13 protein-coding genes are annotated in these 16,707 nt (G+C 44.0%); all 13 read left to right on the top strand.

The genetic code is table 11. The features are described 5' to 3' along the window. The first annotated feature begins 2 nt into the window (after positions 1-2). The 13 genes from nusA to ACO1R6_RS04315 all read left to right on the top strand — a co-directional run bounded on the left by nusA (position 3) and on the right by ACO1R6_RS04315 (position 16,668). A complete protein-coding gene (gene nusA, locus ACO1R6_RS04375; protein ID WP_486262505.1) occupies positions 3-1,253 on the top strand; it encodes a transcription termination factor NusA in 1,251 nt (416 codons plus the stop codon). Positions 1,254-1,429: 176 nt separating this feature from the next. Next, the gene (gene infB / locus ACO1R6_RS04370; RefSeq protein ID WP_486262503.1) at positions 1,430-4,582 is read left to right on the top strand and encodes a translation initiation factor IF-2; all 3,153 of its coding nucleotides are present in this window, start codon (positions 1,430-1,432) and stop codon (positions 4,580-4,582) included. Positions 4,583-4,799: 217 nt separating this feature from the next. Further along, positions 4,800-5,582, top strand: a complete 783-nt coding sequence (locus ACO1R6_RS04365) for an enoyl-CoA hydratase/isomerase family protein (protein WP_486262501.1) — start codon at positions 4,800-4,802, stop codon at positions 5,580-5,582. Positions 5,583-5,631: 49 nt separating this feature from the next. Then, positions 5,632-7,131 carry a lipopolysaccharide biosynthesis protein gene (locus tag ACO1R6_RS04360; RefSeq protein ID WP_486262500.1) on the top strand — a complete coding sequence of 500 codons (1,500 nt, stop codon included), beginning with the start codon at positions 5,632-5,634 and terminating at the stop codon, positions 7,129-7,131. Positions 7,132-7,343: 212 nt separating this feature from the next. After that, a complete protein-coding gene (dut, locus tag ACO1R6_RS04355; RefSeq protein WP_486262498.1) occupies positions 7,344-7,778 on the top strand; it encodes a dUTP diphosphatase in 435 nt (144 codons plus the stop codon). Between the two features lie 197 nt (positions 7,779-7,975). Continuing rightward, a complete protein-coding gene (locus ACO1R6_RS04350) occupies positions 7,976-8,983 on the top strand; it encodes a sugar phosphate nucleotidyltransferase (protein ID WP_486262496.1) in 1,008 nt (335 codons plus the stop codon). Between the two features lie 11 nt (positions 8,984-8,994). Beyond that, positions 8,995-10,773, top strand: a complete 1,779-nt coding sequence (locus ACO1R6_RS04345; protein ID WP_486262495.1) for a tetratricopeptide repeat protein — start codon at positions 8,995-8,997, stop codon at positions 10,771-10,773. Next, entirely contained in the window at positions 10,766-11,530 is a 765-nt protein-coding gene (gene lolB1 / locus ACO1R6_RS04340) for a lipoprotein insertase outer membrane protein LolB1 (protein ID WP_486262493.1), read from the top strand. The genes ACO1R6_RS04345 and lolB1 overlap by 8 nt, the downstream gene beginning before the upstream one ends. A gap of 88 nt (positions 11,531-11,618) precedes the next feature. After that, positions 11,619-12,908, top strand: coding sequence for a murein hydrolase activator EnvC family protein (locus tag ACO1R6_RS04335; RefSeq protein WP_486262492.1), 1,290 nt, complete (start codon positions 11,619-11,621; stop codon positions 12,906-12,908). Positions 12,909-13,248: 340 nt separating this feature from the next. Beyond that, positions 13,249-13,461: a twin-arginine translocase TatA/TatE family subunit gene (gene tatA / locus ACO1R6_RS04330; protein ID WP_486262490.1), complete on the top strand. Its 213-nt coding sequence runs from the start codon at positions 13,249-13,251 to the stop codon at positions 13,459-13,461. Between the two features lie 9 nt (positions 13,462-13,470). Continuing rightward, positions 13,471-13,665: a twin-arginine translocase TatA/TatE family subunit gene (locus tag ACO1R6_RS04325; protein WP_486262488.1), complete on the top strand. Its 195-nt coding sequence runs from the start codon at positions 13,471-13,473 to the stop codon at positions 13,663-13,665. Between the two features lie 3 nt (positions 13,666-13,668). Beyond that, complete coding sequence (gatA, locus tag ACO1R6_RS04320; protein WP_486262486.1) at positions 13,669-15,102, top strand: Asp-tRNA(Asn)/Glu-tRNA(Gln) amidotransferase subunit GatA; 1,434 nt, start codon at positions 13,669-13,671, stop codon at positions 15,100-15,102. Between the two features lie 9 nt (positions 15,103-15,111). Continuing rightward, positions 15,112-16,668, top strand: a complete 1,557-nt coding sequence (locus ACO1R6_RS04315) for a lytic transglycosylase domain-containing protein (protein WP_486262485.1) — start codon at positions 15,112-15,114, stop codon at positions 16,666-16,668. Positions 16,669-16,707 lie beyond the last annotated feature (39 nt).

Genomic DNA, 16,707 nt, shown 5'->3' with positions numbered 1-16,707 from the left:
AAATGGATAGTTCTATTCTGATCGAATCGTTCGCGGAGTTTGCCAAGTTCAAGAATATTGACCGGCCAACAATGATGCGTATTCTGGAAGATGTGTTTCGGACAATGATTCGCAAAAAGTGGGGCACTGACGAGAATTTTGATATTATTCTGAACGTAGAAAAAGGAGACCTGGAAATCTGGCGGAACCGTGAAATTGTAGACGATAATTCCGAAGACATCTGGGATCATGATAAAATAAGTTTATCTGAAGCACAAAAAATAGAGCCGGATTTTGAAATTGGCGAAGAAGTAGCAGAAGAAATAAAACTAGAAGATTTTGGTCGCCGGGCCGTATTAACTGCTCGCCAAACCTTAATCCAGCGCATTAAGGACTTGGAGAAAGACTTAATGTACCAGAAATACAAAGATTTGGTAGGCGAAATTATTTCGGGCGAAGTGTACCAGGTTTGGAACCGGGAAGTAATGATTATTGATGCCGATGACAACGAACTTATTCTGCCAAAATCAGAACAAATATCTAAAGACCGGTATCGCAAAGGCGATGTGGTTAGAGCTGTAGTACACCGCGTGGAAATATTAAACGGTACTCCCCGCATTATTTTATCGCGCACCTCGCCGGCCTTTTTAGAGCGGTTATTTGAAAACGAAGTACCCGAAATTTACGACGGCTTAATTATTATTAAAAATATTGTGCGGGAACCCGGCGAACGGGCTAAAGTTGCGGTAGAATCTTACGACGACCGCATTGACCCGGTAGGCGCTTGCGTGGGTATGAAAGGTTCGCGCATTCACAGTATTGTACGCGAGCTCGAAAACGAAAACATAGATGTAATTAATTACACCGATAACCTGGAGCTGTATATACAACGGGCACTAAGCCCGGCTAAAATCAGCAGCATGAAGATAAACGAAGAAGAAGGTCGGGTGTCGGTATTTTTAAAACCAGACCAGGTATCTTTGGCTATTGGTAAGGGCGGTCAAAATATTAAACTGGCCAGTCGCCTGGTAGGTTTGGAGATTGATGTATTCCGGGAGCAAGACGAGTACGAAGAAGATATTTCAATCGACGAATTTAGCGATGAGTTAGAAGATTGGGTTATTGAAGAGTTAAAACGGATTGGCTTAGATACTGCAAAAAGTGTTTTAGCTGTAAGCCGCGAAGACTTGGTACGCCGCACCGAATTGGAAGAAGAGACAGTAGACGAACTGCTTTCAATTATCCGGCAGGAATTTGAATCCGATAATAGTTAATTATTTCTATCGGAATTTATTTTGCCAGTATATTTGTTACAAAATATTAAGTGGCATTACCGCTTACCAGTAAATAAATTTATAATCATAATTGCTGCTGGCTTAGCCTTACCGGCAATTAATAGTAACTAATAAAAAGAATACAGCATATTTTGAGCATGTCAGAAGAAAAAACGATGAGGCTTAAGCAGGTAGCAACAACCTTGAACATTAGTACGTCCACGGTTGTGGATTTCCTATCGGGTAAAGGTTTTGATATCGAAAATAAACCTACTTCAAAAATTACATCGGAGCAGTTCAGTATGCTGATGAAAGCATTTGAATCTTCGGTGCAAGCCAAGATTGAAGCCGCAGAACTTAATATTGGTAAAAAGCATCCGGAACCGGAAGCGGCCCGGGTACGCGAACCAGAACTGCCAAAAGCAGAACCGATAGTTCCCGTTGCGCCTAAACCAGAGCCAGTAGTAGTGCAGCCCACCGTTAGCGCTCCTAAAGAAGAAGCGGTTGAAACCGGCGTAAAATTACCCGGCTTTAAAGTGTTGGGTAAAATAGAACTAGATGCCAAAGGCAATCCTGTTCCTAAACCCGTTGCTCCAACACCAACGCCCGAACCGGCCCCTACCCCAGTACCGGCTCCTAAGCCCGAACCAGTAGTAGCCGAAAAGCCAGTTATAGCGGAAAAACCAGTGGTTGTTGAAGAACCGGTTGTAGCCCAACCAGAAATTCTAACCCCGGAACCAGTAGCACCGGTAGCGGCTCCGGCCCCCAAACCGGCTGAGCCAGTTGCACCAGTTGTGAGTACCCCGGTACCGGTTACGCCAGAAGCGCCCGCCGAAGAAAAAGCGCCGGAAATAGTGGTACCAGAACCAAAACCGGTACCAGTTCCTGAACCTGAACCTACGCCAGAGCCTAAACCCGAGCCAGTGATTGCTGCCAAACCAGCTGAACCACAGCCGGCACCAAGCCCGGTAACGGAGCCGGAACCAGCGCCAGCCACTTCAGATGCTACATCTGAATCGGAAGAAATAGAAATTATTACGGCCCGTGCCGATACCCTTAAAGGTTTAACGGTTTTAGGTAAAATAGAATTACCGACCGGTGCACCTAAGGGCGGCGGTAAAAAAGGCTTTAAAGGTAACGATCAGGTTGCCGATCGCCAGCGCACAAATAATGCTGCTGCTGCCACTCCTAACCGGGAAGGCAACCGCGATGCTAACCGCGATAACAAGAAAAAACGCAAACGTATAATTGTTCAGAACAATACTACTACCGCCGCTCCCGACATGAACGATCGGCCGGTAGTAGTGCGGGGCGACCGGAAAGACTTTTCGCAGACCGGTGGTGGTAATAACCGGCAGAACAATGCAGGTAGAGGCGGCGGTAATAACCGGCCAAATCAATCGGCGGCGGCTAAGCCAGATGTTACCGATAAACAAATTCAAGACCAGATTAAGGCTACCCTGGCCCGCTTAAGCGGTGGCAAAGGTAACCAGGCAAACCGGGCTAAATACCGCCGCGAAAAACGGTCGGCTATTGCCGATGCCGATGAACAACGCCGGCAAATAGAACAATCAGAGTCTAAAACCCTTAAGTTAACCGAATTTATCTCGGCCAATGACTTAGCCGCGCTCATGAACGTTTCGGTAAACGAGGTAATTAAAGTTTGTTTAGGCTTAGGTATGTTCGTTTCTATTAACCAACGCCTCGATGCCGAAGCCATTACCATTATTGCCGATGAATTTGGTTATGATGTAGAATTCTTATCGGCTGAGGACGAAGAAATTGAGATAGAAGAAGAAGATGCAGAAGAAGATCTGGTAGAAAGGGCTCCTATTGTTACCATTATGGGTCACGTAGACCACGGTAAAACCTCTTTGCTCGACTTTATCCGGAACTCAAAAGTAACGGCTGGTGAAGCCGGGGGTATTACCCAGCACATTGGTGCCTACGATGTACTTACCGATACCGGCAAACGCATTACCTTCCTGGATACACCAGGTCACGAAGCGTTTACGGCCATGCGGGCCCGCGGTGCCAAGCTAACCGACGTGGTAATTATTGTGGTAGCAGCCGACGACGATGTAATGCCCCAAACAAAAGAGGCTTTAAATCATGCGCAGGCCGCCGGTGTACCCATTGTAATTGCCATTAACAAAATAGATAAACCAGCCGCTAACCCAGATCGGATTCGGGAACAGTTAGCCGCTATCAATATATTGGTTGAGGAATGGGGCGGTAAATACCAGTGCCAGGAAATTTCGGCTAAAACCGGAGTAGGTATTTCGGAATTGCTCGAAAAAGTATTGCTCGAATCAGAGTTGTTGGAACTAAAAGCCAACCCAGATCGCCGGGCTACCGGTAGCGTTATTGAAGCCTCGCTCGACAAAGGCCGCGGTTATGTAGCTACCATTATGGTACAAACCGGAACTTTACACGTGGGCGATATTATGCTGGCGGGTTCGCATTATGGCCGCGTAAAAGCCATGACCGACCACCGGGGTAAAAAAATGAAAACGGCCGGTCCGTCTACCCCAGTTCAGGTATTAGGTTTAGATGGTGCGCCACAGGCCGGTGATAAAATTATGGTGTACGAAACCGAACGCGAAGCCCGTGAAATTGCGTCCAGCCGGTCGCAGTTACAACGTGAGCAAAGTATGCGCACCAAGAAACACATTACCCTTGATGAAATTGGTCGTCGTTTGGCCATTGGTTCATTTAAGGAATTAAATGTGATTGTAAAAGGTGACGTGGACGGTTCGGTAGAAGCACTTTCTGACTCTTTATTGAAATTATCTACCAATGAAGTACAGGTAAATATTCTTTCAAAAGGCGTGGGTGCTATTTCCGAATCAGATGTCTTGTTGGCCTCGGCTTCGGATGCGATTATTATTGGTTTCCAGGTTCGTCCTTCGGCCAATGCGCGTAAACTAGCCGAGCAAGAACAAATAGATATCCGTCTGTACTCAATTATTTACAACGCCATTAACGAGGTGAAAGATGCCATGGAAGGTATGTTAGCACCAACGTTACAGGAGGTGATTACATCCAATGTCGAAGTTCGGGAAGTGTTCCGGATTACAAAAGTGGGTACAATTGCCGGTTGTATGGTAACCGATGGCGTAATTACCAGAAATACCCGGGTACGGATTGTACGCGACGGTATTGTGGTTCATTCGGGTGATATTTTAGCCCTGAAACGCTTTAAAGATGATGTTTCGGAAGTAAGAACCGGTTACGAGTGCGGTATTAGTATTAAAAACTTTAATGATTTAGAAGTTGGCGATATAATAGAAGGTTACGAAGAAAAAGAAGTAAAACGTACCCTCTAATAAGTTATACAAAGTAAAAAAGGCCGTTTTATACGGCCTTTTTTATTTCAACCCAGCGTGCTTTGGCAGCAATTTTTATTCGCATCAGCACATAAAACCAGCAGTACTCTCTACTTTATTAGTGACCCTACACAACTCGCACTTTAAGTTGCTTTTAAGTTAATGCAATTGCGTATATTTGCCCTCCAAAACAAACAGAAAGCAAGTCTGACCGTTAATGACAAACTTTAACAACCTGAAACTGAATCTGGAGGGCGGAATCTTAACCATTACCATCAGCCGGATTTCAAAATTAAATGCCCTAAATACCGAAACGGTAGAAGAAATTGGTGCAGCCATGCAGGAAGCATTTGATAATGATGACGTGCGTGGCATTATTTTTACCGGCGAAGGCGACAAAGCTTTTGTAGCTGGTGCCGATATTGCCGAAATCACGAATTTGAACGAAGTAGTGGGCCGGCGCTTTTCCGAAAGAGGTCAGGATATATTTAGTATGATCGAAGAATCGCCGAAACCGGTAATTGCGGCAATTAATGGCTTTGCATTAGGCGGCGGTTGCGAACTAGCGATGGCTTGCCACATCCGGATTGCGAGCGAAAACGCCCAGTTTGGTCAGCCCGAAGTAAAGTTAGGTTTAATACCTGGTTACGGCGGTACTCAGCGCCTTACCCAATTAGTAGGCAAAGGCAAAGCTATGGAACTAATGATGACCGGCGACATGATTTCCGCCCAGGAAGCCTTGCGCCTGCGTTTGGTAAACCACGTAACTACCTTTGCCGACTTAATGCGGAAATCGCGGGAGATTATGGGTAAAATTATTAGCAAAGCGCCGTTGGCCGTTGGTCTGATTGTAGATTGTGTAAACGCCTGGTACGACAAAGAAGAGCACGGCTACCAAACCGAAGCCAATTCTTTTAGCCGCTGTTGTGGTTCCGAAGACTTTGTAGAAGGCACCCATGCTTTTCTGGAAAAAAGAAAACCTAACTTTCAGGGTTATTAATCCTACATTTTTCTCTCTTTGATTAACTGGTTAAATAAGGCCCCGGTGCATGAGTAGTGTTGCAAAAAAACTGGTGGGGCAAACCGCCGCTTACGGCATTAGCAGTATTATTGGCCGGGTTCTCAATTTTCTACTCTTTCCGCTTTATTTAGGCATTTTTGCGCCCGAAGACTACGGTATTATAAATGGGCTTTACGCGTACGTAGGCTTTTTTAATATTTTATTCACCTTTGGCCTTGAAACGGCATTTTTCCGTTTTGCCAATAAAGCCGGCACTGATCGCCGGCAACTCTACAACCGGGTACTCAGCTTCCTGATTTTAACCAGCCTAATTTTATCGGGTATAATTATTCTTTTTACCGATCCTATTGCCCGGTTAATTAATTTTCCGGACCAGCAATTATTTATTCGTTGGCTGGCCATTATCTTGGCCGTAGATGCTATTGTAGCTATTCCGTTTGCGCGCTTACGCCTCGAAAACAAAGCCGCCAAATTTGCTACCGTAAAAATGGCCAATATTTTAATTACGGTAGCGGCTAATTTATTTATTTATCTGTTCTGCCATAATGTATATGCAGGCAATTTTCTACCGGAACTTAAGCCAATTATCGCCAAAATCTACTTCCCAGAATGGAAACTGGGCTATATTTTCCTGATAAATTTATTAGCAAACCTGCTGCTGATACCCATGCTGTGGCGCGAATTTGCCAGCTACCGGTTTACTTTAGATTTCTCTTTTATCCGCCCCATGCTGCGCTACGGCTACCCCATTATGCTAATGGGCTTTGCCGGCATTGTAAACGAATTATTAGACCGGATTTTATTATTAGAATTACTGCCTTCCGGATTTTACCCCAACTTAAGCAGTAAAGGAGCCTTGGGCGTATACGGCGGTTGTTACAAACTGGCCATGTTCATGACATTAACCATTCAGGCCTTCCGGTACGCCGGCGAGCCATTCTTCTTCTCGCAGGCTAAAGAGAAGAATTCGGCCAAAACTTTTGCCCAGGTCATGAAATGGTTTGTGATTGTTTGTGCCTTTATCTTTTTATTTGTTAGTGCCAATCTTAACGTTTTCAAGATTTTACTCCGGCAGCCCAGCTACCAACAAGGCCTGATGGTCGTACCAGTTTTATTAATGGCCAACTTATTTTTAGGCGTTTATTATAATTTATCGGCTTGGTTTAAGCTTACCGATAAAACCCATTACGGTACCTTTATTAGTTTTGGCGGCGCATTTATTACCATTATTTTAAATGTTTTATTAATTCCAATATTGGGTTATATGGGTTGCGCCTGGGCTACTTTGGCTTGTTACTTCTCTATGGCAGTAGCTTGTTATGTATTGGGGCAAAAATATTATCCTATTCCCTACCCGGTATTCACCATTGTGGGTTACTTGTTATTAGCCGTATTACTGGTAATAACGGCCCTGTATACGCCCGTTACTGGTGTTCTGCTGCCTTATATTTTCCGGCTAATGCTGTGCGTAGTGTTTGTAGTGGCGGTATTGGTTATAGAAAAGCCCTGGCTCCGAAATAAAGTTTAATTCTTTCATAACTCTTTCCTAAATTACCACCCAAGCCGTACTGGGGCTAAATACCTTTATTTTAGGCAAAGCAGCCTGTTTATATCGTTAAATCTATTATTCAGGACTGGTAATTACGAGCAAATTAAGGAGAACAGGATAGTAAAATAGCGGCTCGTTAAATTTATTTACCTGGTTTTCAGCTAATAAATTGGCAAAAAATTCTTATTCACATGAAAGTAAACATCATTAATCAATCTAAACACGCCTTACCTACGTATCAGACAAGTAGCTCTGCCGGGATGGATTTACGGGCCAATTTAGAAAGCAGCGTGTTGCTTAAACCACTGCAGCGGGCCTTAATACCAACAGGTTTATTTCTGGAATTACCAACCGGGTACGAAGCGCAAATCAGGCCCCGCAGCGGCCTGGCCTATAAACACGGTATTACTATTGTAAATAGCCCCGGTACCATCGATGCCGATTATCGCGGCGAAATAAAGGTGCTGCTGGTTAATTTATCGGACCAGGATTTTACCGTAGAAGACGGTGAGCGCATTGCCCAGATGGTAGTAGCCCGTCATGAAGCCGTAGAATGGCAGGAAACCGGGGTTTTAACCGAAACAACGCGCGGCGCCGGCGGCTACGGCAGTACTGGTACAAAATAAAAGGGCTAATTTAAAAATGCGAAACTTAAAAAGTTAAGGGCAGTACAAGTAGCGATTCTTTGATTTTTTACCCGCATTATTATTGCTATAGCTAATCTGTATCCATAATATAAAATTATTTAAAACCCTTTGTTCGAATATTATTTAGTTAATATCGAACAGCTAATATCTAAAGTCTAACATCTAATAATTAAACTATGAAAATTATTGTTCCGATGGCTGGCATGGGCAAACGCATGCGCCCGCATACCCTCACTGTACCTAAACCCCTAGTACCAATTGCCGGCAAACCCATTGTGCAACGCCTGGTAGAAGATATAGCTAAAGTTTGTAACGAACCTATTGAAGAAGTAGCCTTTATTATTGGTAACTTTGGCGAAGCCGTAGAAAAGAAATTAATCCAGATTGCCGAATCGGTGGGTGCCCGGGGCACTATTACTTACCAAGACCAACCACTAGGTACCGCCCACGCCATCTTGTGCGCGAAGGAGTCTTTAGAAGGCCGGGTAGTGGTAGCTTTTGCCGATACTTTATTTAAAGCCGATTTTACCCTCGATACTTCGGCCGACGGCACCATTTGGGTACAACAAGTAGAAGACCCGCGGCCGTTTGGGGTTGTAAAATTAAACGAAAATAACGAAATTACTGATTTCGTAGAAAAACCGGAAACCTTTGTTTCGGACTTAGCTATTATTGGCATTTATTATTTTAAAGACGGCGCTTACTTGCGCGAAGAACTGCAGTACTTGCTGGATAATAATATTCTGGACAAAGGCGAGTTTCAGTTGACAAATGCCCTGGAAAACATGAAAAACAAGGGAACGCGCTTTATACCGGGTAAAATATCGGAATGGCTCGATTGCGGTAATAAAGATGCTACCGTATACACCAACCAACGTTACCTGGAGTATCTGAATGGTTCCGATGATTTAGTAGCGGCTTCGGCGCAGATAAACAATTCGGTTATTATTCCGCCGGTATTTATTGGAGAAAATGCCATATTAAACAATGCTGTGGTTGGTCCGCACGTTTCTATTGGTAATGGCACCAAGATTTCGGATTCTGTAATTAGCAATTCTATTGTGCAGGAGAATACCGTTATAAAAAGTGCAAATATAACAAACTCTATGTTAGGCAGTTTTGTTAGTTACCAAGGTACGCCTGCCGACTTAAGCCTCGGCGACTACAATGCTCTAAAAGATTAACAATTAGGTAAATGAAATTAGTAAAAACCTTTATCTGGCTTTGGGTGGTGCTGTTGATAGCCGGGCCGGTCTATGGTCAGAAACAAGGTAAAAAAAATAAAAAGCAGCGGCAACAAGAAGAAAGTGTGGCCGCTGCTGTTGCCAAAAACAATCCGCCGAAAGATAACGGCGACAACGAGTCTTTCTTTATTGACGGCATGAAATACATGATGCTGGAGGATTACCCCAAAGCATTAGAACGGTTTCAGAAAGCCTATACCATTAACCCGGCTAATGCGGCCCTCAATTACAAATTGGCCGAAGCAATTATGCTGATGGGGCGCCCCAACGAAGCTGTTTCGTTTGCCCAGGCGGCCGTAAATTTAGATGCTGCTAACCCTTATTATTATTTGCTTCTGGCGCAGTTGTATAACGGACAGCAACGCTACGACGAGGCCATTAAAATCTTAACCAAACTTACCAAAGACCTGCCTAACACGGAGCAATATTTGTTTAACCTGGCCGATATGTACCTGGCTCAGAACAAGTACGAAGATGCCCTGAAAACCTACGAGCGCATTGAAAAACAATATGGTTTTATAGAAGAAATCGCTTATAAAAAACAACAAATTTATTTACGCCAGAACAACCTGGATAAAGCCCTGAAAGAAGGCGAAAACCTGATTGCCAGCGACCCCAACGAAGTACGGTACACTTTGGTTCAGGCCGAAATGCTGGCCAATAACAAACGAACCGACCAGGCCATAGAAATGGTTAATAAGGTCCTGAAAACCGACCCCAACAATGCCCAAGCCCGCCTCATGCTTTCGGATATATACCGCCAGAAAGGTAACCTGGGCGAATCGGAGAAAAATTTAAAAGTAGCGTTTAGCTCTCCTACCCTAGACATCGACACCAAAGTAAAAATATTGGCCGAGTACCTGCGGCAGTTACCGGTTCCGCCCAACCAACCCAATCCTGAACTGGAAAGCACCGCTTTAGAACTGGCCGACATGACCTTGAAAGCGCACCCCAACGAGGCCAAAGCATACGCAGTAGCCGGCGATGTGCAAACCCTGGCCCGCAAAAAAGCCGAAGCCCGGGCCAACTACCTCCGGGCCATAAAACTAGATAACGCGCATTTTAATATCTGGCAGCAAATAATATTTATTGATGCCGAATTAATGCAAACCGATTCTTTAATTTTGCACACCGAAAAAGCCTTGGAATTATTTCCAAACCAGGCCATGCTTTGGTTTTACAATGGTACCGGGCATTTAATAAAAAAAGATGCGGCCAAAGCCGTAAGATCTTTAGAATACGGCAAAAAATTAGCTACCGATAACGCCGAACTGCAAACCCAGTTTAACATGCAGCTTGGCGATGGTTACCAGCATTTAAAAGATTATACCAAATCGGAGGCCGCTTACGAAAGTGTACTGTTAACCGACCCCGATAATGCCCATGTGCTAAATAATTACAGTTATTATCTGTCGTTGCGAAACACGAACCTGAGTAAAGCCAAGAGCATGTCCGAGAAATTGGTACGGCAACACCCCAAAGAAGCTACTTATTTAGATACGCACGGGTGGGTTTTGTACAAGCTGAAAGATTACACCAATGCCCGTAAATATTTAGAAGACGCCATTGCCCTTAAAAAAGATGCTGATGTGCTGGAGCATTACGGCGATGTACTTTACCAGCTCGGTGAAAAAGACAAAGCCGTAGAGCAATGGATAAAAGCCAAAAGTTTAGGCGCCGGGTCAGAATTTATCGACAAAAAGATTAAAGACAAAAAATTATATGAATAGCCGCCTTTTTGTGTTTGGGGCCTTAACATTCCTTATTTTATTTACTTCCTGCAAAAAAAATACGGTTCCGGGCAATACTGCCGCTTCTGTTAAGTTAGATAAAGTAAACGTACTCAACCTGGACTTTGTAAATTTTAACGGCAAAGGCAAAATTCAGGTAGAAGAAGATGGTGATAAATTATCTTCGGGTATTACAGTGCGCATGCGCAAAGACAGCATTATCTGGGTATCGGTTGTACCGGCATTGGGTATTGAGGCTGTCCGGATTGTGATGACCAAAGATTCGGTTATGATGCTGAACCGACTTAAGCGCGAATATTTTACCGGCGATTACTCGGTAATTAAAAACAAATATAAGGTAGATATAACCTATAGCCTGCTGGAAAACATAATTCTGGGAAATTACCTGCCATCAGCCGAAGGCAACGAGAAAATAATGTCGGATGCGCCCAATCAGCATTCCCGGCAGGAACTGGCTAACTTGTTAATTGACCAGTTTATAGACAACGGCAACGGCAAACTAAAAAAAATAACGATCAAGGACCAGGAAAGTAAAAACTCCATAGCAGTAGATTACTCCCGGTTTGAGCCTTTGGGCACCACCCCGTTTGCCCGGGCTGCCCTGATTGTGGTACAACAAGGCGAAGGCGATAAAGTAAAAGGTGCCATTGCCAATCTCGATTTTAACAAAATAAATATAAACGAAAGTAACTTAACGTTCCCTTTCTCGGTGCCCCAGGGATACAAAAGGCAATAAAGTTAAATTTTATTTATAACTAGTTTTTTGTTCGGTCTAAGATTTACAATCTTTGTAAATCCGGTGGCGGCTACTACATTATTTTTTAATGCACAGGTTCTTAAAATACTTTTTCTTTTCTGTTTTACTTTTTGTTCACCTCCAGGCCGCTGCCCAGCAGAGCAGCCGGACTAAGGCTAAACCTAAAACCCAGGCCAAGCCCAAATCTAAAGCGCAGTTAGAAAAAGAAAGAAAAGAAAACCTGAACCGGATTCAGGAAGCTAACCGCATATTGCAGGAAACAAAAGATAAAAAAGAAGTTTCTATTGGCCAGCTTAACGCCCTACAGGAAAAAATAAAGGTACAAAAAGGCGTAATTAATAATATTTCGTCGGAGCTGCAGTACATAAATAAGAATATGCGGCAAACGGAATCAACGGTATCGTCGCTTAAATTAGACCTGGATAAACTTAAAGCCGAATACGCCGCCATGATTTATGGCGCGGCTAAAACCACCAACAGCTACAACAAAATGATGTTTTTGTTTGCCGCTGATTCTTTTAACCAGTTTGTACGCCGCCTGCGGTATCTGGCCCAGTACTCCGAAGCCCGTAAAAACCAGGTCCGGCAAATAACCAATGTACAGGAATCGCTGCAGCAAAAAATAAATGTACTTACCGGTGCCCGTCGGCGAAAGCAAAACCTGTTAAACACCCAATTGCAGGAGTCTAAAAACCTGGATAATCTGCGCACCCAGCAAAATACGGTTATTACCCAACTTAGCCGGAAAGAGGAAGAACTACGCAAAGAAGTAGAAAGGCGCCAGTTGGCCGTACGGCAGTTAAATAACCGGATTGATGCCATGGTACGAGCCGAGATTGCCCGATCGGCGGAACTGGCCCGGAAGCGGGCTGCTGCTGCTGGTACGGCTGGTGCACGCACTTCGGCTAACCGGGTTACCCTTACACCCGAAACCGCCCTCCTCTCCTCTTCCTTTGGGGGCAACAAAGGACGGTTTCCGTGGCCCGTCGAACGTGGCTTTATTTCCCAGCGTTTCGGCGTTCACCCGCACCCGGTGCTGCGCAACATAAGTGTTCAGAACAATGGCATCGAAATTCAGACCAACGATGGCGAAATCGCCCGCTCTATTTTTTCCGGAAAAGTAACCAAAGTAATTAATATTTCGGGCATGAATAATATTGTCATGATTCAGCACGGCGAATATTTTACGGTTTACGGCAAGTTAAAATCAGTAAGCGTAACTGAAGGCCAAACGGTAGATGCCCGGCAAACCATTGGCAGTATTTACACCAACAGCGAAGGGACAACCGAACTGCACTTCGAAATCTGGCGCAACGTAAATAAAATGAACCCTCAAAGTTGGCTAATGCCCAAATAAATCCGCTGTTATTTTACTCATCTGTATTTACAACCAAATATATTTACCAGTTTAATTAAGATGCAGGTTTATGCTGCCATGTATTATTTAAGCTATTAGATTAGGTAAATTATTCTTTGGGTTAATACCCTGACCAATATTTCACCATGATTTTTTTGCATACTCCGGTAAACTGCCGTTATAAACAAAGCTGTAGTATTCATTTATCTTTTGCCGGCTACAATAATCTAATTCTACTTTTATTTATTATTTGTTACTCTTTTTAAACTTTAATTACTTTCTGTACCTTATATAAAAAAATAAGCTATTTTTGTAATTCATACATTAAACATTTTAGATTATGGCACTTAATAATGTTCTTGCCTTTATTGGTGGTCTGGGTACCTCAGAAGTAGTGGTTATTCTGGTAGTAGTTTTATTGCTTTTTGGTGCAAAACGTATTCCGGAATTGGCCAAAGGCTTAGGTAAAGGTATCCGGGAGTTTAAAGATGCTACCAAAGAAATAAAAAGCGATATAGAAAAAGCGGCCAACGACGAAACGCCTAATAAATAAGTTTCGGCTATGTTTGCTATAACCGTGCTCGCCTTTCTTAGCATGGGTGAAGCCCTGCTGGTTATTGCCGTATTGCTATTGTTTTTTGGTGCCAGTCGTATTCCGGTAATTGCCCGCAACTTTGGCCGGGGCATACGGGAGTTTAAAGACGCTACCAAAGAAAAAGAAGAAAATAAAGATAACGCCAACCCAAATCAAAAATAGGTTTTGAAGCGCTATAACAGTCTGGAAGAAGTTCGTCAGGATATAAAATCGGGCAGCCTTACTTGCCGTAAATTAGTAAATTATTATCTGGAGAATATCCAAAACAAAAAACATCTGAATGCTTACCTGGAGGTTTTTACCGAAGAAGCCCTGACCCGGGCCGATGAAGTAGACCAAAAGATTGCTGCTGGTACCGCCGGCCGGCTGGCCGGTATGGTTATTGGCATTAAAGATGTGTTAGCTTATAAAGATCACGCTTTACAATCGTCGAGTAAAATACTCGAAGGTTTTAAGTCTTTGTACACGGCCACGGCCATACAGCGCTTGCTTGATGAAGACGTCATTATTCTGGGCCGCCAGAACTGCGACGAATTTGCCATGGGTGCTTCTAACGAGACATCAGCATACGGACCAGCGTTGAATGAAGCCGATAATTCCCGGGTTCCGGGCGGTTCGTCGGGCGGTTCGGCCGTAGCGGTGCAAGCCGACTTATGTTTGGCCTCCATTGGCTCCGATACCGGCGGATCTGTACGGCAACCGGCCGCTTTCTGCGATGTAATTGGTTTTAAGCCTACTTACTCCCGAATTTCGCGCTACGGCTTAGTGTCTTATGCGTCTTCTTTCGACCAGATAGGTACCCTTACCCGGAGTATAGAAGATGCCGCTTTGCTGCTGGAGATTATGGCCGGACCGGATGAGTTCGACAGCACTGCCAGCCAGCGCCCGGTTACGCCTTATACCCAAAGTTTAAAAACCGACCGCAAATTCCGGATTGGTTACATTCGCGATACACTCGAAAACGAAGGCTTGGATGCGGAAATTAAAGAAGCTATGCTGGGGGTAATCGACCGTTTAAAGGAAGAAGAACATACCATTGAAGCCGTAGAATTTCCTTATTTAGATTTTATTGTACCCACTTATTATATTTTAACCACCGCCGAAGCCAGTTCTAACCTGTCGCGTTACGATGGGGTGAAGTACGGTTACCGCAGTCCGGATGCCACTGATTTGGTATCGATGTACAAAAAAACCCGCACCCAGGGCTTTGGCCACGAGGTGCAAAAACGCATTATGCTGGGTACTTTTGTTTTAAGCGCCGACTATTATGATGCTTATTACACCAAGGCGCAACGCGTACGCCGTTTGATAAAAGAAAAAACCGAGGAACTTTTGCAGGAATATGATTTCCTGATTTTACCTACTACACCAACCACGGCTTTCCCGCTGGGCGGCAATGAAGCAAATCCGTTGGCCATGTACCTGGGCGATATTTTTACGGTGCAGGCTTCTTTGGCCGGCTTACCGGCTATTTCGGTACCCGTTGGGTACGATGCCAAAGGTTTATCAATTGGTTTGCAGGTAATAACCCGCGCTTTCGACGAATCCCAGCTCTTTGCCTTTTCTAAGATTGTAAACGAGAAAATTATCCTAGCCTAAATAACGAAGATGAAGCACCCGTTAAAATCCGTTCTTCCATTTTTACTTTTTGCCGGTTTAATCAGTTTTACGTCCGAAATATTTGCCCGGCCAATTCATAAAAATAAAATCAGGATTTTAACCGACACCATCCCGCTCGTTTACCCCGATACGACCAGTTACCTCACTTTGCCATTGGTAGTGCGGCAAGACAGTGTACCTATTGAATCGGATGAGCTTATAAAAGATCGGTTAGCTTGCTTACAAAGAGAAATCCCGCTGCATTTTAACCAGTACGTGCGGGCCCATATCGATTATTTTACCATTCGCAACCGCAAATATTCGCGGCGGGTTTTAGAACGGCAAAATGTATATTTCCCGCTTTTCGAAAAATACCTGGCCCAGTACAAACTACCCGATGAGTTTAAATATTTAGCGGTAGTAGAGTCGGCATTGCTTCCACGGGCGGTTTCATCGGCCAAAGCCGTTGGTTTGTGGCAATTTATGACGCCTACGGCCAATGATTTCCGGCTAAAACAAAACGATTTTCTGGACGAGCGGATGGATCCGGAAAAAGCGACCATTGCCGCCTGTAAATTCATAAACCAACTGTACCGTATTTTTGGTGATTGGGAACTGGTAATGGCGGCGTATAACTGCGGACCAGGTAACGTAAAAAAAGCTATTGCCCGGGCTGGCGGTGGCAAAAAAACTTTCTGGGAAATATTTCCTTACCTGCCTAAAGAAACCCGGGGCTATGTGCCTTCTTTCACGGCCATTACCTACATGATGAATCATGCACCGGAACACGATATCTTTCCGGATACTTTATTATTTGCCATACCTACTGATACGCTCTTAATAAATCAGTCGCTGGATTTAGCCAAACTATCAACTCAACTGGAACTGCACCCCGAAGAAATAGCCAAGTTAAACCCGGAAATTAAAAAAGCGGTTTTACCCGAGCATGTACGCAATTATCCTTTAAAAATTCCGGCGCATAAACGAGAATTTATCGCTTATAACCGCACCAGCATTTTAGATTCTTGCCGACTGCCGGTAATTACCCCGCTAGTGCCGCCAACCATGCTGGCCTCGGGAAGCAAAAGTAAAATGCCGTTAGCAGCCCTCCCCGACTCGGCAGCACTCGATTCTTTAAATATTGTGGAGTATGTAGTAGCTAAAGGCGACTTTTTACAACGCATTGCCCAAAAACATCAGGTAACGGTTGCCCAAATAAAAACCTGGAACCAACTTGAAAATCCTTCTTTAATTTCGGGCCAGAAATTAACTTTGTATGTACCTGCAACAGAACCGGAAAAAACCGGGGAAGCAACCACCAGCCAGGTTAGTCCGAAAGAAAAAACCCCGGCCCCGGTTATTTACGCCAGTAATGCTGGTCAGACGGCTCGTAAAAAAGCCATTGAACAAAAAGTAAAACTAATTCATACCGTTAAACAAGGCGATACGCTCTGGAATATTTCTAACCGTTACAACAACATTCCGGTAGAAAACATAAAAAAATTAAACAAGCTTAAATCAAACGATATAAAACCTGGTCAGAAATTAGTGATTGGGCAAGCATAATTATCAGATAGAAATAAATTTATTTTTTCTTAAACTTAA

The organism is Adhaeribacter sp. (assembly GCF_057359045.1).
This window is presented reverse-complemented; position numbering and strand designations above follow the sequence as displayed.

Bases quoted from the DNA above. Each gene is read 5' to 3' on its own strand.
- nusA (WP_486262505.1), top strand. From the start codon at position 3: ATGGATAGTTCTATTCTGATCGAATCGTTCGCGGAGTTTGCCAAGTTC.
- ACO1R6_RS04315 (WP_486262485.1), top strand. From the start codon at position 15,112: ATGAAGCACCCGTTAAAATCCGTTCTTCCATTTTTACTTTTTGCCGGT.
- ACO1R6_RS04350 (WP_486262496.1), top strand. From the start codon at position 7,976: ATGAAAATTATTGTTCCGATGGCTGGCATGGGCAAACGCATGCGCCCG.
- dut (WP_486262498.1), top strand. From the start codon at position 7,344: ATGAAAGTAAACATCATTAATCAATCTAAACACGCCTTACCTACGTAT.
- lolB1 (WP_486262493.1), top strand. From the start codon at position 10,766: ATGAATAGCCGCCTTTTTGTGTTTGGGGCCTTAACATTCCTTATTTTA.
- ACO1R6_RS04335 (WP_486262492.1), top strand. From the start codon at position 11,619: ATGCACAGGTTCTTAAAATACTTTTTCTTTTCTGTTTTACTTTTTGTT.
- ACO1R6_RS04365 (WP_486262501.1), top strand. From the start codon at position 4,800: ATGACAAACTTTAACAACCTGAAACTGAATCTGGAGGGCGGAATCTTA.
- ACO1R6_RS04325 (WP_486262488.1), top strand. From the start codon at position 13,471: ATGTTTGCTATAACCGTGCTCGCCTTTCTTAGCATGGGTGAAGCCCTG.
- infB (WP_486262503.1), top strand. From the start codon at position 1,430: ATGAGGCTTAAGCAGGTAGCAACAACCTTGAACATTAGTACGTCCACG.
- ACO1R6_RS04345 (WP_486262495.1), top strand. From the start codon at position 8,995: ATGAAATTAGTAAAAACCTTTATCTGGCTTTGGGTGGTGCTGTTGATA.
- tatA (WP_486262490.1), top strand. From the start codon at position 13,249: ATGGCACTTAATAATGTTCTTGCCTTTATTGGTGGTCTGGGTACCTCA.
- ACO1R6_RS04360 (WP_486262500.1), top strand. From the start codon at position 5,632: ATGAGTAGTGTTGCAAAAAAACTGGTGGGGCAAACCGCCGCTTACGGC.